A 20821-nucleotide genomic window follows, 5' to 3' on the forward strand; every position below is an offset into this window, starting at 1 on the left:
TCCGCTAAATAGCGGGGCTCTTTTTTTGTTAATCAGCGTGCCGGCTGCTGTTCGGCAGGGCGCTGAGGTTTCTTTAATGTGAATGAGAGAAGGAAGCCGACAAGTGCAATGACGGCAGCCACTATAAAAGCGGCGTTCATGCCGTGCAGGGCGGCGTGCTTCACATTTGTCGTGCCTGCATGTGCCGCCTGGTTGCTCATCACGGAAACCAATAGTGCGGTTCCGATCGAGCCGCCGACTTGGCGAATCGTGTTGTTCATCGCAGTTCCGTGCGGAATCAAGTGGCGCGGCAGCGCATTGATTCCGGCTGTTGTCACCGGCATCATGATCATGGCGGTGCCTAAGAGACGAACGGTGTATAAAACGACAATCCAAGCGAGTGACGTATGGTCAGTCAGCTGCATAAACGGCAGAGATGTCAGGAAGATGATGCAGAAACCGGCAATCGCCAGCCCTCTTCCGCCGACACGGTCAAAAATTCTGCCGATAATCGGCGACATAAAGCCCATCACAACGGCTCCCGGCAGGAGCATAAGCCCTGTATCAAAAGCTGTGACGTCTCTGACATTTTGTGTATAAAGCGGCAGGATGGTTTCCGTACCGATCAATAATGCAAAGACGAGGGTTCCCAGCAGTGTTGTTAAGCTGAAAACGCCAAACGTGAAGACGCGGAATTCCAGCATCGGTTTTTTAAGCTTCATTTGTCTTGTGATAAACAAGAGCAGCGCGATGACACCCACCAGCAGTGAAATCAAGACGGTTGAACTGGACCAGCCATAAGAGCCGACGCTTGAGAAGCCGTACAGAAGGCCGCCGAACCCAAATGTTGAAAGGATGACTGATAAAATATCAATCTGTGTTTTTCTTAAAGTCGTCACGTTTTTCATCAGGATGCTGGCAAGAATCAAATCAATCACAGCAAACGGAAGAATAATATAAAACAATGATCTCCAAGAGAAAGCTTCGACAGCCCATCCGGAAAGAGTCGGTCCGATCGCAGGCGCGAATGAGATGACCAATCCGACCATACCCATAGCCTGGCCGCGCTTTTCAATCGGAAAGATTGTCAGGAATACAGTCTGCATGAGCGGCATCATAATGCCGGCTCCAGCCGCTTGAATGATACGCGCTGTCAGCAGAACCGGGAAGTTCGGCGCGAACGCTCCGACGACTGTTCCGGCAGTGAAAATGCTCATTGCTGTGATGAGCAGCGCCCGGCTTGTGAATTTCTCAATTAAAAACGCGGTAATCGGAATTAAAATCCCGTTGGTTAACATAAATGATGTTGTCAGCCATTGTGCTTGGTTGGCATCGACATTGAAATCCCTCATGATATGGGGAAGTGCAGTAATCAACAATGTCTGGTTCAAAATCGCCACAAACGCTCCGGCTAACAAAATGCCGACAATGACAGAACGGTTAAAAGGTTTTTGTTCAATACTTGTGTTCAATACATATCCCTTCTTTTCTCTAAGTAATTAACAGTGTTTTTAACATGGAAACGGGCTGTGTTAAAACACCGGTTTGTTCCAGATAGCCAATCAGTGATTTGAGTAAAAAAGCGCGGGGTTCTTCCTTCTTCGCTTCTTCCTCCAGCATAGCGGCTGCGGATGTCAGTTCATCTACGTCATAGTCCGCGGCGGACAGGGAAGAGATGCCTTTATGTAATTCCTTCAGGCTTTCCGATAATAGGACTGATTTATCCTTTGGCTTGTAGGAGGATGCTGAATGAATATAAAGCTCGATGGCTTCGGGCGGAAGAAGAGACTGGCGGGTTTCCCTGTTTTTGATAATCTGATTGAGGGTGCTGATGATAAACTCTGCGATCGGGTCAAGCTCAAGCGGTTTTTCCTCGATTTTGATCAGCATTAAAAACTCACGCATCATGCCGTGAAGAATGATAACCAAATCCCACACAAACGGGAGAATGGTTTCTCCATACGCCTGGATCAGCGAATCGCGGTGCCAGCAGATAATCGTCGATCTGGTCTGATGGATATGCTGTTTGACCCGGTCATTGTGCAGCTTGGGGTTTCCGTAGGTCAGCATATTGAAAAACTGCTGATTCCGCCTGAAGCCCTCCAGTTCCATTTTGACCTTTTGCGTCAAACGCTCCTCCGGTGTAAGTGCTGTATTTTCCTGAAGTCTTGAGGCCGCGGCCACCATTTGCTTCTGGTTAAATGACAGCAGCTCCAAAAGCAGATCTTCTTTAGATTGGAACAGCTTATATATCGAAGCTTTTGACATCTTACATTCTTCTGCGATCGCCTGCATGGAAACCGACGTAAAATCCTTTTCCGAAAAAAGCTTTCGCGCGGCTAACAAGATATCTGTTTTTTTATCAAGCATCTCATGGCTTCCTTCTTTCTTGAACATTAGAAAACCCATTGGTTCACAGAAAACCAATGAGTAACAATGAAAAAATTTTACCAGATAAACAAAATAGAAGTCAATGGATTTTAACCGGGTAAATGAAAGGCCTGCCGGAAAATCCGACAGGCCGAATAAGAGCTTATTTTTCAACTTTAAATCCTTGTTTTTCAAGCATTTCACGGATGTGCGGATAGTACAGGCGCTCATAGTAGGAAGCGATGCTCTGTGACCAGTTTCTTGTTTCTTTTCCGTTTGTCCGTTTATTCATGTATTCAGACATCTGTTCGTCGTATGCCTGAATGTGAGACGTCAGCTCATCCTGATTCAAATAAGTTTCCTGATGATTGACAGCTTCCTGCGGCAAGCGCGGTTTTTTCGCTGAACGGTCGGCAGGATGCCCAATGACAAGGCCGGATAAAGGGAACACGTATTTCGGAAGCTCAAGCAGTTCGATCAGCTCTTGAGGGTTTCCGCGAACTGCACCGATCGGAACTGTGCCAAGTCCGAGTGACTCAGCCGCTGCTGTTGCTGTGCCGAGGGCAATACCAGCGTCTACTGCGCCGACAAGAACAGATTCCAATCCATTTGTGATTTCCATTTTGAAATCATGCAGATCTTCAAGCGCAATTTTGGCCCGGTTAAAATCTGCGCAGAACAGCAGGAAAACAGGAGCTTGATCGATCCATGGCTGGCCGCCTGCCAGCTCGGAGATTTTCTTTTTGCGCTCTTTATCCTGGACTGTGATCACAGTCACTTGCTGTCCGTTGATAGAAGAAGGGGCTGATTGCACCGCTTCAATGATTTGGTCCAATTGCTCCTGAGCTACAGGCTCATCTGTGTAGCTGCGAATCGAGCGGTGGTCTGTTAAAGATTTAATCACTTCATTCATATGAGACACCCTTCCTTTACTCGCTAAGCTCTGTGCGGACAACATCAAGAGGAGCGCTCAGCAGTTCTTTTCCTTTTGCGACAAACCCTTGGAAATGCGCAGTTTCGTTATGGAATTTCATTGCCGCTTCATCTTTCCATTTTTCAAGCATGACAAATGTATTTTCTTCGCCTACTTTTTCGAATAGGTCGTATTGCGCGTTGCCTTCCTCAGCTCTTGAATGCTGAACAAGTGATTGAGCCTCGCTCAAAAATTCCTCGCGTTTTTCTGGTTTTACTTTGATGTAAGCTTGTAATACGATCATGTAAATCTCCTCCGTCGTTATGCGAATTTATTGTTCGAATTTCATCGAACTAAATGTAACATGTATTCTAAATGAGGTAAAGGAAAAACCCTTATATAGTAAAATTGTCATTCTAATTGTTGTATGATACATTTGTGTCATGAACATTCCAAACCATCCAGAAACAGAAACATTGCAGCTGACAAAGGTTCTTCATGCACTTAGTGATCCGCTTCGTTTAGAGCTCGTCAAGCAATTAGCTGAAGCAAAAGAAAAAACGTGCAGCACCTGTGCAGATGTGCAGGTTGCCAAATCGACTTTGTCGCATCATTTTAAAGTTTTGAGAGAATCAGGCATCGCTCAAGTTCGGATAGAAGGAAAGCGCCGGTATTATTCGCTTCGCGCTGAAGACCTTGAAAAGGCATTTCCGGGACTGCTTGAAGCCGTGCTGAATGTAGACCAGGACCGCTGGTGAATCAATCCCCTGTAACGGGGATTTTTTTATGTCCGTAAACCGCTTTGAAAAGCCGCTGCACACCCTCCTGAATATCTTCTTCCTTCAGCCGTGCAAAGCCGATAATGAGAGCAGGCCTGCCCGTTTGCCGCTTGTTTTCCTTCAAGTTAAATCGGCTCATTCCGAATATTTCAAGCTGCAGCCCGGCAGCATGTGACAGGATGTCTTGTTCGGTGCGCCTGGTATCAAATTCGGTAACAAAATGCAGCCCCGCATTTGCCCCTTTTACGGTAACCTCTCCGCTGAACTCTGCTTCTAAAGCGGTGATCAGGCGTTCTCTCTTTTCTTTATAATGCTGCTTCATTTTTTTTATATGCTTCTGATATTCACCAGACTCGATAAATTCCTGCAGGGTGAGCTGTGTGAGTGATGAGCAAGTCTGCAGATCATAGCCCCGCTGTTTGTATGCCCTCAACAGCTCAGGCGGCAACACCATATAGCTGATCCGTAAGCCGGGGAGAAGGGACTTTGAAAAGGTTCCCATATAGATGACATTTTGAAAACGGTCGAGGCTTTGCAGCGCCGGAATACTGTCTACATCATATGTGAATTCACTATCATAATCGTCCTCAATGATATATCGGCGCGGCTCCTCGGCTGCCCAGTTCAGCAGCTGAATTCTTCTGGATACAGGCATAATCGTTCCGGACGGAAACTGATGCGACGGGGTGGTCACCAGCACATCTGGCTGCTGTCTGGTGATTTCAGCAATCGACATGCCTTTTTCATCCAGCATGATCGTCTTTACTTGTTTTCCGGCATTCTTCAAAAGCTGATACATGCGCCTGTAGCCAGGCTCCTCCATCGCATACACGGCTTCCTTGGGTAAAAGCTCAGTCAACAGCTGCATGAGCACCTGTGTGCCTGCCCCTATGATCATTTGTTCCGGCCTGCATTTTACACCCCTCGTCAGGGAAATGAGCCTCGTAATGGCCGCTCTCACTTCATATATCCCTTGCGGATGTGACATATCGCCGAGCGTGCGGTATGAGCGGGAGGCCGCTTTTTGCTCGCAGCGGAACCAGCTTTTGATCGGAAAATGGTCTGTATCGGAACTCATGTGTGAAAACGATATCCAATCGCTCTGGTCGATGTGAATCTCTTTTAGGTCATCCGGCAGTGCAAATGGAGGGTGCTCCTCGGCGGAAAACATGTCTAGTTCCTCCACGAAGAAACCCTTTCGTTCAATGGCGTACAAATACCCCTCAGCCAGCAGCTGCTGATAGGCTGAATTCACTGAATTTACGCTGACCTTGAGATTTTCAGCCAGCTCCCGCTTGGAGGGAACCTTCGAGTGCGGCAGCAGATTGCGGCTGAGGATTTCTTTTTTCAGCTTTTGATAAATTTGCTGATAGATATAATCGGCTTGTTCTGAACGATCGAGTGTAATCGTGATATCCATTTTGTAGTTTCTCCTTCTGATACCATCAAAAAGTTATAATTGGTACTTTTCATCATACCAAAGAGAAGTCAGAATGATAAGAAAATACCGACAGGGGGATATTCACATGAGTCAAACAACAGCAAGCATCACAACTGCACAATGGCAGCAAAAACGGGATCAATTTGTGTCAAAAGGTGTGAGCAACGGCAACCGCAGTCTGGCGGTCAAAGGAGAAGGGGCCGAGCTGTACGATCTGGATGGCCGGAGATTTATTGATTTTGCAGGCGCCATCGGCACGTTAAATGTCGGACACTCGCATCCGAAGGTGGTTGAGGCTGTGAAGCGGCAGGCGGAGGAGCTGATTCATCCTGGTTTTAATGTCATGATGTACCCGACTTATATCGAATTAGCAGAAAAACTGTGCGGCATCGCGCCGGGCAGCCATGAGAAAAAAGCGATTTTTCTTAACTCAGGGGCAGAAGCGGTCGAAAACGCTGTGAAAATCGCCAGAAAGTATACAAAGCGCCAAGGCGTTGTCTCGTTTACACGCGGGTTTCACGGGCGCACGAATATGACGATGAGCATGACAAGCAAGGTAAAACCTTATAAATTCGGTTTCGGGCCTTTTGCGCCAGAGGTTTATCAAGCGCCGTTCCCTTATTATTATCAGAAGCCGGCCGGCATGAGTGATGAAAGCTATGACGATATGGTCATTCAAGCATTCAATGATTTCTTTATCGCTTCAGTGGCGCCTGAAACGGTGGCGTGTGTCGTGATGGAGCCAGTGCAGGGAGAAGGCGGATTTATTATTCCTTCGAAACGGTTCGTACAGCACGTCGCTTCATTCTGCAAAGAACACGGCATTGTTTTTGTTGCTGATGAAATCCAAACCGGCTTTGCCAGAACTGGCACTTATTTCGCAATTGAGCACTTTGATGTAGTGCCCGATCTGATCACGGTTTCTAAATCGCTTGCGGCAGGCCTGCCATTAAGCGGTGTGATCGGGCGTGCGGAAATGCTTGATGCGGCAGCGCCAGGGGAGCTGGGCGGCACGTATGCCGGCAGCCCGCTCGGCTGCGCGGCGGCTTTGGCAGTCTTGGATATTATCGAAGAAGAAGGACTGAATGAGCGATCTGAAGAAATTGGCAAAATCATTGAAGACAAGGCGTATGAGTGGAAACAAGAATTCCCGTTCATCGGTGACATCCGCAGACTCGGGGCGATGGCCGCAATCGAAATCGTCAAGGATCCTGACACGCGTGAGCCTGATAAGACAAAAGCAGCAGCGATCGCGGCCTATGCGAATCAAAACGGATTACTTTTGCTGACAGCGGGAATTAACGGTAATATCATCCGCTTTTTGACACCGCTCGTCATCTCAGACAGCCTATTAAATGAAGGGCTCAGCATCTTGGAGGCGGGCCTGCGAGCTTAATCATTGGAAAGAAAATGGCCGGGTCTGCTATCATTTTAAGTAATCATGAAAAGAAAGGAATGTTCAATATGCCAGATCAATTAACGGTCTACAACCCGGCTACGGGCGAGGAGATCAAAACGATTCCTCAGCAATCAGCCACAGAGGTAGAAGAAGCCATTGAACGTTCACATCAAGCGTTTAAAACGTGGTCTAAAACATCAGCGAACGAAAGAACGTCTCTTTTGAAAAAATGGTATGAGCTGATTGTTGAACATAAAGAAGAGCTTGCAGATTTAATTACAAAGGAAAACGGAAAACCATACCAGGAAGCAGTCGGCGAGGTACTTTACGGCGCAGGCTATATCGAATGGTTCGCAGAGGAAGCGAAGCGTGTGTACGGAAGAACGGTCCCGGCCCCGACAACTGGTAAACGAATTGTTGTCACACGCCAGCCGGTCGGCCCCGTTGCTGCTATCACGCCCTGGAATTTCCCGAATGCGATGATTACACGCAAAGCGGCGCCTGCTCTTGCCGCCGGCTGTACATTTATCATCAAGCCGGCGCCGGACACACCGCTGTCTGCTTATGAACTAGCGCGCCTCGCATATGAAGCGGGCATTCCGAAGGATGTTCTTCAGGTTGTGATCGGCGATGGAGAAGAAATCGGAAATGTGTTCACAAGCAGTCCGAAAATCCGCAAAATCACGTTCACAGGCTCAACACCTGTAGGGAAAATCCTTATGAAAAACAGCGCTGACACCGTAAAGCACGTCTCAATGGAGCTCGGCGGACACGCCCCGCTGATCGTAGATGAAGATGCGGACATTGACCTTGCCGTTGAACAGGCGATGGCGTCCAAATACCGAAACGCCGGCCAAACCTGCGTATGTGCCAACCGCCTGATCGTTCATGAATCCATTAAAGATGAATTTGCTGCGAAACTGAGCGAGCAAGTGTCTAAGCTGAAAGTCGGAAATGGACTTGAGGAAGGCGTCAATGTCGGCCCGATTATCAACAAACGAGGCTTCGAAAAAATCGTCAGCCAAATAGATGATGCGGTTGAAAAAGGCGCGAAAGTGATTGCTGGGGGCACATATGACCGAAACGATGACAAAGGGTGCTACTTTGTGAATCCGACAGTGCTCACCGATGTCGATACGTCCATGAACATCATGCATGAGGAAACATTCGGCCCGGTCGCCCCGATCGTCACGTTTTCTGATATTGATGAAGCGATTCAGCTTGCCAACGATACACCGTATGGCTTGGCTGCTTACTTCTTCACAGAAAACTACCGCCGCGGCATCTATATTTCCGAGAATCTAGAGTATGGCATTATCGGCTGGAATGACGGCGGACCGTCAGCGGTTCAAGCGCCATTCGGCGGAATGAAAGAAAGCGGCATCGGCCGTGAAGGCGGTTCAGAAGGTATCGAGCCGTACCTTGAAACAAAATATTTGTCCATCGGTTTATAAAAGAATGCACGCTCCTGAGAGCTGCCGGATTTTCCGGCAGCTCTTTTTGTGTTCCGGCGAATAATCACAACAATTCCAGCCAAAATAACAGCAAATACATTTTGAAAGAAGGTTCCCCAACAATGGATTTATTATTGGCTCTTCTCCCGGCTTTGTTTTGGGGGAGCATTGTTCTCTTCAATGTGAAATTAGGCGGCGGGCCGTACAGCCAGACACTGGGAACGACGATCGGGGCACTCATTGTTTCTATCGTTATTTACTTTTTTGTTCAGCCCGTTCTGTCCCTTCGCATTTTTATTGTTGGAATCGTATCCGGCTTATTTTGGTCACTTGGACAGGCCAACCAGTTGAAAAGCATTCAATTGATGGGCGTGTCGAAAACAATGCCGATTTCCACAGGAATGCAGCTCGTTTCCACCTCGCTGTTCGGTGTGATCGTGTTCCGCGAATGGTCAACACCGATTGCGATTACGCTTGGCGTTCTCGCTTTGATCTTTATCATTGTGGGAATCATTCTCACGTCCTTGGAAGATAAGAATGATAAAAAAGAGGGCGAGCCAAGCAATTTGAAAAAGGGCATTTTGATTCTCCTTGTTTCGACTCTTGGTTATTTGGTTTATGTAGTCGTGGCTAGATTATTCAATGTGTCCGGCTGGTCCGCGCTGCTGCCACAGGCAATTGGCATGGTGGTCGGGGGGTTAGTTTTAACCTATAGACACAAACCCTTTAACAAGTATGCGATCAGAAATATTCTCCCAGGGTTAATCTGGGCAGGCGGAAATATGTTTTTGTTTATTTCTCAGCCGCGAGTCGGCGTTGCAACGAGCTTTTCCCTTTCACAAATGGGAATTGTCATTTCTACGCTCGGCGGTATTTTCATCCTGCGTGAAAAGAAAACGAAACGCCAGCTAATAGCAATTGCGATCGGGATTATCCTGATTATTGCCGCCGCCGTATTCTTAGGAATCGCCAAAACAAATTCATAACAAATGGAGGAGGATGTATATGTATCCGGATTTAAAAGGAAAAGTCGTCGCTATTACAGGAGCTGCTTCAGGGCTCGGAAAGGCGATGGCCATTCGCTTCGGCAAGGAGCAGGCAAAAGTGGTTATCAACTATTATAGTAATAAACAAGATCCGAACGAGGTAAAAGAAGAGGTCATCAAGGCGGGCGGTGAAGCTGTTGTCGTCCAAGGAGATGTCACGAAAGAGGAAGATGTAAAAAATATCGTGCAAACGGCAATTAAGGAGTTCGGCACACTCGATATTATGATTAATAATGCCGGTCTTGAAAATCCTGTGCCATCTCACGAAATGCCGCTCAAGGATTGGGATAAAGTCATCGGCACGAACTTAACGGGTGCCTTTTTAGGAAGCCGTGAAGCGATTAAATATTTCGTAGAAAACGATATCAAGGGAAATGTCATTAACATGTCCAGTGTGCACGAAGTGATTCCTTGGCCGTTATTTGTCCACTATGCGGCAAGTAAAGGCGGGATAAAGCTGATGACAGAAACATTAGCGTTGGAATACGCGCCGAAGGGCATTCGCGTCAATAATATTGGGCCAGGTGCGATCAACACGCCAATCAATGCTGAAAAATTCGCTGACCCTAAACAGAAAGCTGATGTAGAAAGCATGATTCCAATGGGATATATCGGCGAACCGGAGGAGATCGCCGCAGTAGCAGCCTGGCTTGCTTCGAAGGAAGCCAGCTACGTCACAGGCATCACGTTATTCGCGGACGGCGGTATGACACAATATCCTTCATTCCAGGCAGGCCGCGGTTAAACATAAAAAGCGACCCAGACATGACATCTGGATCGCTTTCTTTATTAGGCACGCTTTTTCTTTACAAGTGCTGCTACAGATAAAATAATGGCAGCCGCAGACAGCACCATCGCTGTAATGTCTAGAGCTGAAGAACCTGAGTTTTCGGAATCGTCTTCTGTTTTCGTGGCGCCGTGCTCATCTGTCACTTGCTTTGCAGACGTGATGTTTGTAATGGAATGAGGTGTATCGGCATCCTCGTCACCTGTCCACTCAACAATGCTGCCGTCTTTGTAATATTGGTATGCGTCCCAAGCAGCTTCCTCCGCTTTGTCAGGGTTTTTGGCAACAAAGGTAAACTGCTGGAACTGGCCTTCCTGAATGCCTCCGTCAGTCGCCTCCCATGTCACGGATACTGATTTGTCATCATGTTTTTGAGTGGAAACCTTCCAGCCCGGAATTGGCTCATATTGCTGGAATTCAACATCCTTCGGCATTTTGAGGACAACCTTCGTTGTCGGCAGATTTTTCTCAGAAGGAACCTTCATTGTATACGTTTCCCAAGAGCCTGCAGCAGACTCAGCCGGTTTTACAGAAACATGCGCGCTGGCAGGGGCCGTAAAGAATAAGAGGGAGCCGACAATAGCCGGACATAGTGTCAATGCGATTTTTTTCAACAACGTAAACACTCCTTAATTGGTCTTTGTAAACATGATATTGATTTCGTTAAAGTCGCCGGTCAGGCCGTGGACTTTGATCTTCCAGTTTCCTTTTTCATTAATCGACAGGTTTTGATCTTGGAAGACGCCTTTTGTTTTTTCTTTTAATGTAAAGGTGCTTTTGTTTTCGCTGCCTGACAGGCCTGTTTTATAAACGGTTAACGTGATTTGCTGGATGTTTTTCACGGGATCACCGTTATGGTCGGTGACCCGCAGCTCAAAAACATTTTTTCCAGGCTGGTTTGGGCTGATGCTGAGAGAAACGCTTTGTCCGTTCTCTATCGCTTTGGTTTGGTAGAACGGTTCCGGCGCTGGCTCAGGCGGGCTTGGCAGGCTTGTAAACACGGCCGCTGTGATCAATACAGCGATGCCGATTGCCCACTCCGCTTTCAACGTTCGGCTGATTCCTGTGCGGCGCTGCTTTCTGGTAAGCAGAAAATGAATTGCGCCTAAGACCAGCATGAAAACAAACAGCCCGCTTTTCACTAAAAGAGCTTGTCCGTACGCTGTATGGAACAGTGAATCCATTGAACGAATGATGAAAAATCCATTGAGCAAGCCTGAAAACAAAATGACGCCGACTGCAGTGAGCGCCCATGGGGAGAACCGTCTGACCGTCTCCCACGCGAGCGTTTTGTCAGGCTGCCTCCATTCTTTTGAGAGCAGCAAAACGAGTGCCGCTATTCCGCCGACCCAGATGGAAGCGGAAGTTAAATGAAGGAAATCCATCAAAATGCCGACCGTTTTTTCTTCAACGACAGCAGCATGCCCGGTAAACGCCTTGGCAAGCAGGAGACCGAAAAAGAAAATGAGCGGCGCTGTCCAATAGCCAAAGGATGAAAAGCGGTTTTTCCGTATCGCAGGGATGACAGACAGTGCGAGCAGCACGAACAGCGCAGCCTGTATGATCCAAATGGAGCCGCCTGCTGTCTCAAACAGTGTTTCTCTGATGTAGCCCGGCTGGAATGCGCTGCCCCAGCCGCCGCCTGCGTTCGCTTTTGTCTGAATCGGAAGCTGAAGCAAAAGCGCCAGCCCCAATGCTGCGATCGAGCCGGTCAGGATACGTCTCGTCCGTTTGACGAGCTGTTCTGATTTCCCTTTATACCAGAAAAGATGGAAGAAAACCGTTCCGATAAACAGAGATAAGGCTGTATACAGAATCGCGCGATCTGCTGCTGTTCCCGGATTCAGCGCTGAATCGGCTGCTTTTTGGCTGCTGAATCCGCCATCCGCTTTCCCGATACTGAACGGAATGACGCCGGAAACAGGATGTCCATCCGCGGATACGGCATTCCATTCCGCTCTGTACACATCTTTAGGCAGATTCTTCTTCAGCTTCACTGTCATGATGTGATGATTATCTTTTTTGATTTCAGTCTTGTCCGTATCCACACGGTCGCCGTTTGAATTATAGACTTTAATGTAATGAAACCCTTCTTCAACCGGTTCATTAAATTCGATTTCCACCTGCGCAGGGGCGCTTTTTAATTCGCTGTTTTCCCCAGGTGAAGATTTGACAATATAGGCGTGAGCAAAGCTTGTTTTCGGCAGGAAAACAAGAAAAAGCAGAAGGATGATCCACCATCTGTTTCGCTTCATCACTCAGACACCACCTTCCGCTGTATGTGTTGTGTTATTTCTTGGTGCAGGTGCAGCGTTTCTTTCGGTCTTGAAGCATGTCTTCCAGCGCTTGGTCGAAAGTGCAGACGGCTCCGCCGAATCCTTTTTGAAATCGTTCGGCATGGTCAAGTGTCGCAAACGGAATGGCCTGCGGCTGGCAGCAGTGCAGGTTTAATTCAGCATTTACGACGAAATAAGCCGAACCGGCACTGACGGTTGTCTGTAACAGAAAATCTCTGCAAATCAAGTGTGAAACCTCTTCCGTTTTATCCGCGTAACGCAAAAACGCGCAATGTGCGCAGCATAGCTGTTCAATGTCTTGGTTTACCGTAATCAGCTGAACCGAATGAGCTTGATTGACGGGCTTCAAGCAATAGCTGCACATATGATCTGTTTGAGGTGTTCGGACGGGGAGCGTGATGCCGCCGGCCGTTTTAATGACCTGATTTGACTGAACCAGCTGATTGACATCTCTATATACCGTCATTTCCGAAACGCCGAACCTTGCGCTGATGTCAGAAATTCTAAGCGAGCCTTCTTCTTTCAGCCACTTCAGTATGTGTTGCTGTCTATTAATCGGAAGCATTCATACACCCTCTTCATTAAGATCTATTTAAGCGTAGAGGATTTTAGAGACGGAGACAAGTAAGTGGATGATAAAAAATGTGAAAATGTGTTGAACAGCAACAAAACGAAACAGAAGGGACTCTGGTATAATAGACAGATGGAATAGAAAGTGAGGAATACCCTATGAAAGAAACACCATGCCCGAACTGCGGCAAACCTTTGACAGGCGATATGGTCAGATCATCAAATGTGCCTTGTCAATTTCGCTGCGGCCACTGCCGGGAACGGCTTTATGAATATAAAGTTTCAGCTCCGATTATGCTGGTATCATTAGCGGCCATCGTGCTGCTTATTTATCTTTTGATGCTCCTCCGCAATGCGGCAGGCTCAGTGCTGCCAGCTGTACAGCACGTGCCGATGGCTGTATTTGCGCTTGTGTGCGCGTATCCCGTTTTTATTGTGAGTGAGCGGATGATTGCAAAGTACGTGATTCAAAATGGCAACATCATTTATAGAGGAAAGAGAAAAGGCTCCTGAAACCAGGAGCCTTTTTATTTTTAAAAAATTGTCACAGTCATGTGCCAAAGTCCTCTTTACTTTCAATTGTATAGGGACTGTAAGCGTTTTAACATAGAGTCAAAGGGAAGCATCATTCTCTGAACATATTTTTGTATCTTACAGCGACAAACAAAACAGGGAGGGTTTATATATGCAGCAGCAAGAACAGCAGCAAGGCGGCATGAAAGTGAAAGTGCAACGCTTTGGGAGTTATTTGAGCGGAATGATCATGCCGAATATCGGCGCGTTTATCGCGTGGGGTATCATTACCGCGCTGTTTATTCCGGCAGGATGGTTTCCGAATGAACAGCTGAACACGCTGGTCAGCCCGATGATTACGTATTTATTGCCGCTTTTGATAGCGTATACAGGCGGAAAAATGATCTACGACCACCGCGGCGGAGTTGTCGGAGCGACAGCGGCAATTGGGGTGATTGTAGGATCGGATATTCCAATGTTTTTAGGCGCAATGATTATGGGTCCGCTTGGCGGATACCTCATTAAACAGACTGATAAATTATTCAAGGATAAAGTCAAGCAAGGCTTTGAAATGCTGATCAACAACTTTACGGCAGGGATTGTCGGCGCGGCTTTAACGATTCTCGCGTTTTACGCCATCGGCCCGGTTGTCTTGACGCTAAATAAATTGCTGGCGGCTGGTGTGGAAGTCATTGTACACGCTAATTTACTGCCGGTAGCCAGTGTTTTTGTAGAACCGGCGAAAGTGTTGTTCCTTAACAACGCCATAAACCATGGAATCTTAAGCCCGATCGGAATCGAGCAAGCATCTCAAACAGGAAAATCAATTCTGTTTTTAGTAGAAGCAAACCCTGGACCGGGGCTCGGCATTTTGCTGGCCTACATGTTCTTTGGCAAAGGATCTTCAAAATCAACGGCTCCCGGTGCGGCGATCATCCATTTCTTCGGAGGGATTCACGAGATTTACTTCCCGTACATTCTGATGAAACCGGCCCTGATTCTCGCAGCCATTGCCGGCGGAGCAAGCGGACTCTTAACATTTACGATCTTTAATGCCGGACTTGTCGCGGCAGCGTCACCGGGAAGCATTATCGCATTGATGGCAATGACGCCAAGAGGAGGCTATTTCGGCGTATTGGCGGGTGTATTGGTCGCTGCAGCTGTATCGTTCATCGTTTCAGCAGTGATCCTGAAATCCTCTAAAGCTAGTGAAGAAGACCTGGCTGCCGCAACAGAAAAAATGCAGTCCATGAAGGGGAAGAAAAGCCAAGCAGCAGCTGCTTTAGAGGCGGAACAAGCCAAAGCAGAAGAAGCGTCTGAGCTGTCTCCTGAAAGCGTGAACAAAATTATCTTTGCGTGTGATGCGGGAATGGGATCAAGTGCCATGGGGGCATCCATCTTAAGAAACAAAGTGAAAAAAGCGGAGCTTGACATCAGTGTGACCAACACGGCCATTAACAATCTGCCAAGCGATGCGGATATTGTCATCACCCACAAAGATTTAACAGACCGCGCGAAAGCAAAGCTGCCGAACGCGACGCACATATCAGTGGATAACTTCTTAAACAGCCCGAAATACGACGAGCTGATTGAAAAGCTGAAAAAGTAATCTTATAGAAAGAGAGTGATTGTCATGCAAGTACTCGCAAAGGAAAACATTAAACTCAATCAAACGGTATCATCAAAAGAAGAGGCTATCAAATTGGCAGGCCAGACGCTGATTGACAACGGCTACGTGACAGAGGATTACATTAGCAAAATGTTTGAACGTGAAGAAACGTCTTCTACGTTTATGGGGAATTTCATTGCCATTCCACACGGCACAGAAGAAGCGAAAAGCGAGGTGCTTCACTCAGGAATTTCAATCATACAGATTCCAGAGGGCGTTGAGTACGGAGAAGGCAACACGGCAAAAGTGGTATTCGGCATTGCGGGTAAAAATAATGAGCATTTAGACATTTTGTCTAACATCGCCATTATCTGTTCAGAAGAAGAAAACATTGAACGCCTGATCTCCGCTAAAAGCGAAGAAGATTTGATCGCCATTTTCAACGAGGTGAACTGACATGATCGCCTTACATTTCGGTGCGGGAAATATCGGGAGAGGATTTATCGGCGCGCTGCTTCACCACTCCGGCTATGATGTGGTGTTTGCGGATGTGAACGAAACGATGGTCAGCCTCCTCAATGAAAAAAAAGAATACACAGTGGAACTGGCGGAAGAGGGACGTTCATCGGAGATCATTGGCCCGGTGAGCGCTATTAACAGCGGCAGTCAGACCGAGGAGCTGTACCGGCTGATGAATGAGGCGGCGCTCATCACAACAGCTGTCGGCCCGAATGTGCTGAAGCTGATTGCCCCGTCTATCGCAGAAGGTTTAAGACGAAGAAATACTGCAAACACACTGAATATCATTGCCTGCGAAAATATGATTGGCGGAAGCAGCTTCTTAAAGAAAGAAATATACAGCCATTTAACGGAAGCAGAGCAGAAATCCGTCAGTGAAACGGTAGGTTTTCCGAATTCTGCCGTTGACCGGATCGTCCCGATTCAGCATCATGAAGACCCGCTGAAAGTATCGGTTGAACCATTTTTCGAATGGGTCATTGATGAATCAGGCTTTAAAGGGAAAACACCAGTCATAAACGGCGCACTGTTTGTTGATGATTTAACGCCGTACATCGAACGGAAGCTGTTTACGGTCAATACCGGACACGCGGTCACAGCGTATGTCGGCTATCAGCGCGGACTCAAAACGGTCAAAGAAGCAATTGATCATCCGGAAATCCGCCGTGTTGTTCATTCGGCGCTGCTTGAAACTGGTGACTATCTCGTCAAATCGTATGGCTTTAAGCAAACTGAACACGAACAATATATCAAAAAAATCATCGGTCGCTTTGAAAATCCTTTCATTTCGGACGATGTGACCCGCGTAGCGAGGTCACCTCTCAGAAAACTGGGAGAAAATGATAGACTTGTAGGCCCGGCAAAGAAAATAAAAGAACCGAATGCACTGGCTGAAGGAATTGCCGCAGCACTGCGCTTCGATTTCACCGGTGACCCTGAAGCGGTTGAACTGCAAGCGCTGATCGAAGAAAAAGGATACAGCGGCGTACTTCAAGAGGTGTGCGGCATTCAGTCCCATGAACCGTTGCACGCCATCATTTTAAAGAAACTTAATCAATAACCGACCACCCGTGACACAATGTCACGGGCTTTTTTTACTATCTCGCAATCTAGTATAATAGAAAGCGCTTACGATAACAGGGGAAGGAGAATGACGATGAAACAATTTGAGATTGCGGCAATACCGGGAGACGGAGTAGGAAAAGAGGTTGTAGCGGCTGCTGAGAAAGTGCTTCATACAGCGGCTGAGGTACACGGAGGTTTGTCATTCTCATTCACAGCTTTTCCATGGAGCTGTGATTATTACTTGGAGCACGGCAAAATGATGCCCGAAGATGGAATACATACGCTTACTCAATTTGAAGCAGTTTTTTTGGGAGCTGTCGGAAATCCGAAGCTGGTTCCCGATCATATATCGTTATGGGGGCTGCTGCTGAAAATCCGGAGGGAGCTTGAGCTTTCCATTAATATGAGACCCGCCAAACAAATGGCAGGCATTACGTCGCCGCTTCTGCATCCAAATGATTTTGACTTCGTGGTGATTCGCGAGAACAGTGAAGGTGAATACAGTGAAGTTGGCGGGCGCATTCACAGAGGCGATGATGAAATCGCCATCCAGAATGCCGTGTTTACGAGAAAAGCGACAGAACGTGTCATGCGCTTTGCCTTCGAATTGGCGAAAAAACGGCGCAGCCATGTGACAAGCGCCACAAAGTCTAACGGCATTTATCACGCGATGCCGTTTTGGGATGAAGTCTTTCAGCAGACAGCCGCTGATTATAGCGGAATCGAAACATCATCTCAGCATATTGATGCGCTGGCCGCTTTTTTTGTGACGCGTCCGGAAACGTTTGATGTCATTGTGGCGAGCAACTTGTTCGGTGATATTTTAACCGACATCAGCTCAAGCCTGATGGGAAGCATCGGCATTGCGCCTTCTGCGAACATCAATCCATCCGGCAAATATCCGTCCATGTTTGAACCGGTTCACGGCTCAGCTCCTGACATTGCCGGACAGGGCCTTGCCAATCCGATCGGCCAGATTTGGACAGCGAAGCTGATGCTCGACCACTTCGGAGAGGAAGAATTGGGGGCGAAAATTCTGGATGTAATGGAGCAAGTGACTGCCGACGGCATCAAAACACGCGACATTGGGGGACAAAGCACAACGGCTGAGGTCACTGATGAAATCTGTTCGCGCTTAAGAAAGCTCTGATGAATCAGGCCGGTGGCAGATGGCTGCCCCGGCCTGTCCATTTCCTTACGAAAATTTCCACGAAAGTCTAACCAAGCAGATCCAAATGCTGTATAATAATTTGGAATTCTTAGGAAAGCATCGGGTGAAGGAAGTTGAATGCAAAAACAATCACGTTAAAGAAAAAAAGAAAAATCAAAACGATCGTTGTACTCAGTATCATTATGATCGCAGCTCTCATTTTTACGATCAGATTGGTGTTTTACAAGCCTTTTCTTATTGAAGGATCATCAATGGCCCCAACGCTTAAAGACTCAGAAAGAATTCTGGTTGATAAAGCAGTCAAATGGACTGGCGGGTTTCACAGAGGAGACATCATAGTCATTCATGACAAAAAGAGCGGCCGCTCATTTGTCAAACGTTTAATCGGTTTGCCTGGTGACAGCATTAAAATGAAAAATGATCAGCTATACATAAATGATAAAAAGGTGGAAGAACCATACTTAAAGGAATATAAACAGGAGGTCAAAGAGTCGGGTGTAACCTTAACAGGTGACTTCGAAGTTGAGGTTCCTTCCGGTAAATATTTTGTGATGGGAGATAACCGTCTCAATTCACTGGATAGCAGAAACGGAATGGGCATGCCTTCTGAGGACGATATCATCGGTACTGAATCTCTCGTCTTTTATCCATTCGGTGAGATGAGACAGGCAAAATAAAATGCAATGCAAAAAGAACATGGAACATGACGGCACCGATAATAAAGCGCCGTGCACGTTTAAAAAAATGATGATGAAACGGTGCGGAGCCGGCTTTCCGCCCCGTTTTTTATGATAGAAAGCGTTTTGAAGAAAAGGGCCCTGTTGAAATAAACAGAATCAGGATTGGCGAAGCCGTGAAGCGCATCGAATTGGTAAATCTCAAGATGGGTATGCTGTTTTTCCCGCAGTTTTTTGATAAGAAGCGCTACGTCAAACGACGGCTCATAATTAGGGAAAAACAATAGGACCGGGCAGGCTGGCATGTGATGAAGAGAGTCGCGTATCCGGGAACCGTAATAACAAACCGATCCGCTCACCTCAGGCATACTGCTGCATTTCCATGCGATAGTAGCCCCCACGCTGAATCCAATCACAAAGATGTGCCGTCCGGCGTTTTGCCTGATCACATTCTGGATGATGGTTTCTCCCGTTTTCAGCCTTTCGTGTTTTGTAAATTGTTCGTATGCCGTTTTTTCTTCTTTCAGTGTGTAGACTTCATCCTCGCCGAGCAGGTTGGGCGTCAACACATCATATCCAGCCATTTTGATCAGCCGGCCCATCTTTTTCATATGGCTGTTTACACCATATATTTCGTGTGCGAGAATGACAAGCGGTTTTGGGAACATAACGGCCTCCTTTTGTGTTTTTTCCATTATATCCTATCGTTTCACTTTAGGCTGAGATATAATGGTCAAAAAAAGGAGATATAAAATGAACTCATTATCTTTGCCTCACCGCTATCCATTTTTGTTTATTGATGGCGTGACGGATAGCGAGCCCGGCAAACATGCGGCAGCTTATAAGCTGATTAGTGAGAACGACTGGTTTATCACTGATACGCAAACAGAAATGCCGTTTTCACTTGTGATTGAAGCGCTTGCGCAAACCGCGGCTTTTACAGGAATTACAGATGAGAACAGCTTGGGATTATTGTCTTCGGTGAAGAAAGCGGAAAAGCTGGGAGAAGCTGTGCCTGGTGACCGGCTTGATCTTACGTTTGAAGTCACGCGCAATCGGCGCGGGTTTGTGTTCGGACATGCCAAGGCATCAGTTGGAGAGCAGCCTGTTGCTGAAGCTGAAATCGGCATCTATATTGAAAAATGAAAAAAACCCTTCACAACATTTTGTGAGGGGTTCTATTTTGTGTCGTAATCCCGTTCGCTTTGAGAGTTATCTCTTTGCTGGCGTTTGTGTTTTTCATCATTCATATTTTCCTTCAGCTCTTCATTAGGAATCGGATCGGTTAAGTCGTTGTGCTCGGGGTTTTCATTTGGTTTGTTTTGCTGTTTTTTTTCTGTCATGTTTGATCACCTCACCGTTTGTTTTCCTCTTATTCATTCTCCTCAAACATAGGAAATCGCTTTTTTGTCCCGCTGGGTATAATGTATTAGAATAGAGAGAAGCACAACAAAAAGATAAAGAGAGGTACATATATGTCTGTTCAAAGAGAAGATGTAGATATCAAGCTGATCGCAATTGATATGGATGGTACACTGCTGAACGACGAGCAGCTGATCTCGGATGAAAACCGCAAAGCCATTCGTGAAGCGGAGGATAAAGGTGTGTATGTGGTGATCAGCACGGGCCGGACGCTGATGACGTGCAGGGAGCTGGCGGAATCGCTAAAGCTGTCATCCTTTCTAATCACGGCAAACGGCAGTGAAATTTGGGATTCGAATTTTAATTTGGTGGAACGGAAGCTGCTTCATACGGACCATATTCAAATGATGTGGGATTTGCGGAATAAGCACAACACTAATTTCTGGGCTTCTACGGTGAATAAAGTATGGAGAGGCGAGTTTCCGGAAAACATTACGGATCATGAATGGCTCAAATTCGGCTTTGACATCGAGGATGACGATATCCGAAACGAAGTGCTTGAGGAGCTGAGAAAAAACAAAGAGCTCGAAATCACAAATTCAAGTCCGACAAACATTGAAGTCAACGCGCTTGGCATCAACAAAGCTGCAGCCCTTGCCAAGGTTACGGAAAAACTCGGCTTTACAATGGAGAATGTGATGGCGATGGGCGACAGCCTTAATGACATTGCGATGATCAAAGAAGCGGGTCTTGGCGTCGCAATGGGCAATGCGCAAGACATCGTAAAAGAAACGGCTGATTATATCACGGATACAAATATTGAGGATGGTGTCGCTAAAGCGATTCGCCATTGGGTACTATAAAAAAAGA

23 protein-coding genes are annotated in these 20821 nt (G+C 47.0%); 13 read left to right on the top strand and 10 right to left on the bottom strand.

Annotated features, from left to right (window positions below; translation table 11 throughout):
* Nucleotides 1–32: 32 nt before the first annotated feature.
* The 4 genes from NST22_RS02205 to NST22_RS02220 all read right to left on the bottom strand — a co-directional run bounded on the left by NST22_RS02205 (nt 33) and on the right by NST22_RS02220 (nt 3566).
* Nucleotides 33–1451: an MDR family MFS transporter gene (locus NST22_RS02205; protein WP_003246604.1), complete on the bottom strand. Its 1419-nt coding sequence runs from the start codon at nt 1449–1451 to the stop codon at nt 33–35.
* A gap of 19 nt (nt 1452–1470) precedes the next feature.
* Nucleotides 1471–2349: a TetR/AcrR family transcriptional regulator gene (locus NST22_RS02210; protein WP_003246592.1), complete on the bottom strand. Its 879-nt coding sequence runs from the start codon at nt 2347–2349 to the stop codon at nt 1471–1473.
* 163 nt (nt 2350–2512) lie between these two features.
* Nucleotides 2513–3262, bottom strand: a complete 750-nt coding sequence (gene nfsA, locus NST22_RS02215; RefSeq protein ID WP_003234479.1) for an oxygen-insensitive NADPH nitroreductase — start codon at nt 3260–3262, stop codon at nt 2513–2515.
* Between the two features lie 16 nt (nt 3263–3278).
* Nucleotides 3279–3566 carry a putative quinol monooxygenase gene (locus tag NST22_RS02220; RefSeq protein ID WP_003234477.1) on the bottom strand — a complete coding sequence of 96 codons (288 nt, stop codon included), beginning with the start codon at nt 3564–3566 and terminating at the stop codon, nt 3279–3281.
* Between the two features lie 139 nt (nt 3567–3705).
* On the opposite strand from NST22_RS02220, the gene NST22_RS02225 reads away from it, so the two are divergent.
* Complete coding sequence (locus NST22_RS02225; protein WP_003234476.1) at nt 3706–4020, top strand: metalloregulator ArsR/SmtB family transcription factor; 315 nt, start codon at nt 3706–3708, stop codon at nt 4018–4020.
* 1 nt (nt 4021) lies between these two features.
* Here NST22_RS02225 and gabR read toward each other — a convergent pair whose 3' ends face one another.
* The gene (gene gabR / locus NST22_RS02230) at nt 4022–5461 is read right to left on the bottom strand and encodes a transcriptional regulator GabR (RefSeq protein ID WP_003246571.1); all 1440 of its coding nucleotides are present in this window, start codon (nt 5459–5461) and stop codon (nt 4022–4024) included.
* Nucleotides 5462–5567: 106 nt separating this feature from the next.
* Between gabR and gabT the strand changes: the two genes are divergently transcribed.
* The 4 genes from gabT to gdh all read left to right on the top strand — a co-directional run bounded on the left by gabT (nt 5568) and on the right by gdh (nt 10126).
* The gene (gene gabT / locus NST22_RS02235) at nt 5568–6878 is read left to right on the top strand and encodes a 4-aminobutyrate--2-oxoglutarate transaminase (protein ID WP_003234459.1); all 1311 of its coding nucleotides are present in this window, start codon (nt 5568–5570) and stop codon (nt 6876–6878) included.
* A 68-nt stretch (nt 6879–6946) separates the two neighbouring features.
* Nucleotides 6947–8335, top strand: coding sequence for a succinate-semialdehyde dehydrogenase (gene gabD / locus NST22_RS02240; RefSeq protein ID WP_003246615.1), 1389 nt, complete (start codon nt 6947–6949; stop codon nt 8333–8335).
* Nucleotides 8336–8457: 122 nt separating this feature from the next.
* Entirely contained in the window at nt 8458–9321 is an 864-nt protein-coding gene (glcU, locus tag NST22_RS02245; RefSeq protein ID WP_003234455.1) for a glucose uptake protein GlcU, read from the top strand.
* 19 nt (nt 9322–9340) lie between these two features.
* Nucleotides 9341–10126 (top strand): glucose 1-dehydrogenase, encoded by a 786-nt coding sequence (gdh, locus tag NST22_RS02250; RefSeq protein WP_003246720.1) that lies wholly within the window; start codon nt 9341–9343, stop codon nt 10124–10126.
* Nucleotides 10127–10170: 44 nt separating this feature from the next.
* Here gdh and NST22_RS02255 read toward each other — a convergent pair whose 3' ends face one another.
* The 3 genes from NST22_RS02255 to ycnK are packed head-to-tail and all read right to left on the bottom strand — an operon-like array spanning nt 10171 to nt 13030.
* The gene (locus NST22_RS02255) at nt 10171–10785 is read right to left on the bottom strand and encodes a DUF1775 domain-containing protein (RefSeq protein WP_003246657.1); all 615 of its coding nucleotides are present in this window, start codon (nt 10783–10785) and stop codon (nt 10171–10173) included.
* A gap of 12 nt (nt 10786–10797) precedes the next feature.
* The gene (ycnJ, locus tag NST22_RS02260; RefSeq protein ID WP_003246637.1) at nt 10798–12423 is read right to left on the bottom strand and encodes a copper transporter YcnJ; all 1626 of its coding nucleotides are present in this window, start codon (nt 12421–12423) and stop codon (nt 10798–10800) included.
* Between the two features lie 34 nt (nt 12424–12457).
* On the bottom strand, nt 12458–13030 hold the full coding sequence (gene ycnK / locus NST22_RS02265) for a copper uptake transcriptional regulator YcnK (RefSeq protein WP_003246724.1): 573 nt from the start codon (nt 13028–13030) through the stop codon (nt 12458–12460).
* Nucleotides 13031–13194: 164 nt separating this feature from the next.
* Between ycnK and NST22_RS02270 the strand changes: the two genes are divergently transcribed.
* The 6 genes from NST22_RS02270 (at nt 13195) to lepB (ending at nt 18589) form a co-directional block, all read left to right on the top strand.
* Nucleotides 13195–13548: a hypothetical protein gene (locus tag NST22_RS02270; protein ID WP_003246726.1), complete on the top strand. Its 354-nt coding sequence runs from the start codon at nt 13195–13197 to the stop codon at nt 13546–13548.
* Nucleotides 13549–13720: 172 nt separating this feature from the next.
* Complete coding sequence (locus tag NST22_RS02275) at nt 13721–15157, top strand: PTS mannitol transporter subunit IICB (protein ID WP_010886406.1); 1437 nt, start codon at nt 13721–13723, stop codon at nt 15155–15157.
* A 24-nt stretch (nt 15158–15181) separates the two neighbouring features.
* Nucleotides 15182–15613, top strand: a complete 432-nt coding sequence (locus NST22_RS02280) for a PTS sugar transporter subunit IIA (RefSeq protein ID WP_003246714.1) — start codon at nt 15182–15184, stop codon at nt 15611–15613.
* Nucleotide 15614: 1 nt separating this feature from the next.
* Entirely contained in the window at nt 15615–16736 is a 1122-nt protein-coding gene (locus tag NST22_RS02285; RefSeq protein ID WP_003246548.1) for a mannitol-1-phosphate 5-dehydrogenase, read from the top strand.
* 90 nt (nt 16737–16826) lie between these two features.
* Nucleotides 16827–17891, top strand: coding sequence for a tartrate dehydrogenase (locus tag NST22_RS02290; protein WP_003234436.1), 1065 nt, complete (start codon nt 16827–16829; stop codon nt 17889–17891).
* Between the two features lie 134 nt (nt 17892–18025).
* Entirely contained in the window at nt 18026–18589 is a 564-nt protein-coding gene (gene lepB / locus NST22_RS02295) for a signal peptidase I (RefSeq protein ID WP_003234434.1), read from the top strand.
* A 59-nt stretch (nt 18590–18648) separates the two neighbouring features.
* Here the strand turns inward: lepB and NST22_RS02300 are convergent, their stop codons facing one another.
* Nucleotides 18649–19257, bottom strand: a complete 609-nt coding sequence (locus NST22_RS02300) for a dienelactone hydrolase family protein (RefSeq protein WP_003246621.1) — start codon at nt 19255–19257, stop codon at nt 18649–18651.
* An 85-nt stretch (nt 19258–19342) separates the two neighbouring features.
* On the opposite strand from NST22_RS02300, the gene NST22_RS02305 reads away from it, so the two are divergent.
* Nucleotides 19343–19735, top strand: coding sequence for a 3-hydroxyacyl-ACP dehydratase FabZ family protein (locus NST22_RS02305; RefSeq protein WP_003246580.1), 393 nt, complete (start codon nt 19343–19345; stop codon nt 19733–19735).
* 32 nt (nt 19736–19767) lie between these two features.
* Here NST22_RS02305 and NST22_RS02310 read toward each other — a convergent pair whose 3' ends face one another.
* Complete coding sequence (locus NST22_RS02310; protein WP_003234425.1) at nt 19768–19932, bottom strand: hypothetical protein; 165 nt, start codon at nt 19930–19932, stop codon at nt 19768–19770.
* A gap of 132 nt (nt 19933–20064) precedes the next feature.
* Between NST22_RS02310 and NST22_RS02315 the strand changes: the two genes are divergently transcribed.
* Nucleotides 20065–20814, top strand: coding sequence for a phosphoglycolate phosphatase (locus NST22_RS02315; RefSeq protein ID WP_003234424.1), 750 nt, complete (start codon nt 20065–20067; stop codon nt 20812–20814).
* Nucleotides 20815–20821 lie beyond the last annotated feature (7 nt).

It is taken from the genome of Bacillus sp. PS237 (assembly GCF_037963345.1).
GTDB lineage: Bacteria > Bacillota > Bacilli > Bacillales > Bacillaceae > Bacillus > Bacillus subtilis.

Bases quoted from the DNA above. Each gene is read 5' to 3' on its own strand.
- NST22_RS02210 (WP_003246592.1), bottom strand. From the start codon at position 2,349: ATGCTTGATAAAAAAACAGATATCTTGTTAGCCGCGCGAAAGCTTTTT.
- nfsA (WP_003234479.1), bottom strand. From the start codon at position 3,262: ATGAATGAAGTGATTAAATCTTTAACAGACCACCGCTCGATTCGCAGC.
- NST22_RS02220 (WP_003234477.1), bottom strand. From the start codon at position 3,566: ATGATCGTATTACAAGCTTACATCAAAGTAAAACCAGAAAAACGCGAG.
- NST22_RS02225 (WP_003234476.1), top strand. From the start codon at position 3,706: ATGAACATTCCAAACCATCCAGAAACAGAAACATTGCAGCTGACAAAG.
- gabR (WP_003246571.1), bottom strand. From the start codon at position 5,461: ATGGATATCACGATTACACTCGATCGTTCAGAACAAGCCGATTATATC.
- gabT (WP_003234459.1), top strand. From the start codon at position 5,568: ATGAGTCAAACAACAGCAAGCATCACAACTGCACAATGGCAGCAAAAA.
- gabD (WP_003246615.1), top strand. From the start codon at position 6,947: ATGCCAGATCAATTAACGGTCTACAACCCGGCTACGGGCGAGGAGATC.
- glcU (WP_003234455.1), top strand. From the start codon at position 8,458: ATGGATTTATTATTGGCTCTTCTCCCGGCTTTGTTTTGGGGGAGCATT.
- gdh (WP_003246720.1), top strand. From the start codon at position 9,341: ATGTATCCGGATTTAAAAGGAAAAGTCGTCGCTATTACAGGAGCTGCT.
- ycnJ (WP_003246637.1), bottom strand. From the start codon at position 12,423: ATGAAGCGAAACAGATGGTGGATCATCCTTCTGCTTTTTCTTGTTTTC.
- ycnK (WP_003246724.1), bottom strand. From the start codon at position 13,030: ATGCTTCCGATTAATAGACAGCAACACATACTGAAGTGGCTGAAAGAA.
- NST22_RS02270 (WP_003246726.1), top strand. From the start codon at position 13,195: ATGAAAGAAACACCATGCCCGAACTGCGGCAAACCTTTGACAGGCGAT.
- NST22_RS02275 (WP_010886406.1), top strand. From the start codon at position 13,721: ATGCAGCAGCAAGAACAGCAGCAAGGCGGCATGAAAGTGAAAGTGCAA.
- NST22_RS02280 (WP_003246714.1), top strand. From the start codon at position 15,182: ATGCAAGTACTCGCAAAGGAAAACATTAAACTCAATCAAACGGTATCA.
- NST22_RS02285 (WP_003246548.1), top strand. From the start codon at position 15,615: ATGATCGCCTTACATTTCGGTGCGGGAAATATCGGGAGAGGATTTATC.
- NST22_RS02290 (WP_003234436.1), top strand. From the start codon at position 16,827: ATGACGATGAAACAATTTGAGATTGCGGCAATACCGGGAGACGGAGTA.
- NST22_RS02300 (WP_003246621.1), bottom strand. From the start codon at position 19,257: ATGTTCCCAAAACCGCTTGTCATTCTCGCACACGAAATATATGGTGTA.
- NST22_RS02305 (WP_003246580.1), top strand. From the start codon at position 19,343: ATGAACTCATTATCTTTGCCTCACCGCTATCCATTTTTGTTTATTGAT.
- NST22_RS02310 (WP_003234425.1), bottom strand. From the start codon at position 19,932: ATGACAGAAAAAAAACAGCAAAACAAACCAAATGAAAACCCCGAGCAC.
- NST22_RS02315 (WP_003234424.1), top strand. From the start codon at position 20,065: ATGTCTGTTCAAAGAGAAGATGTAGATATCAAGCTGATCGCAATTGAT.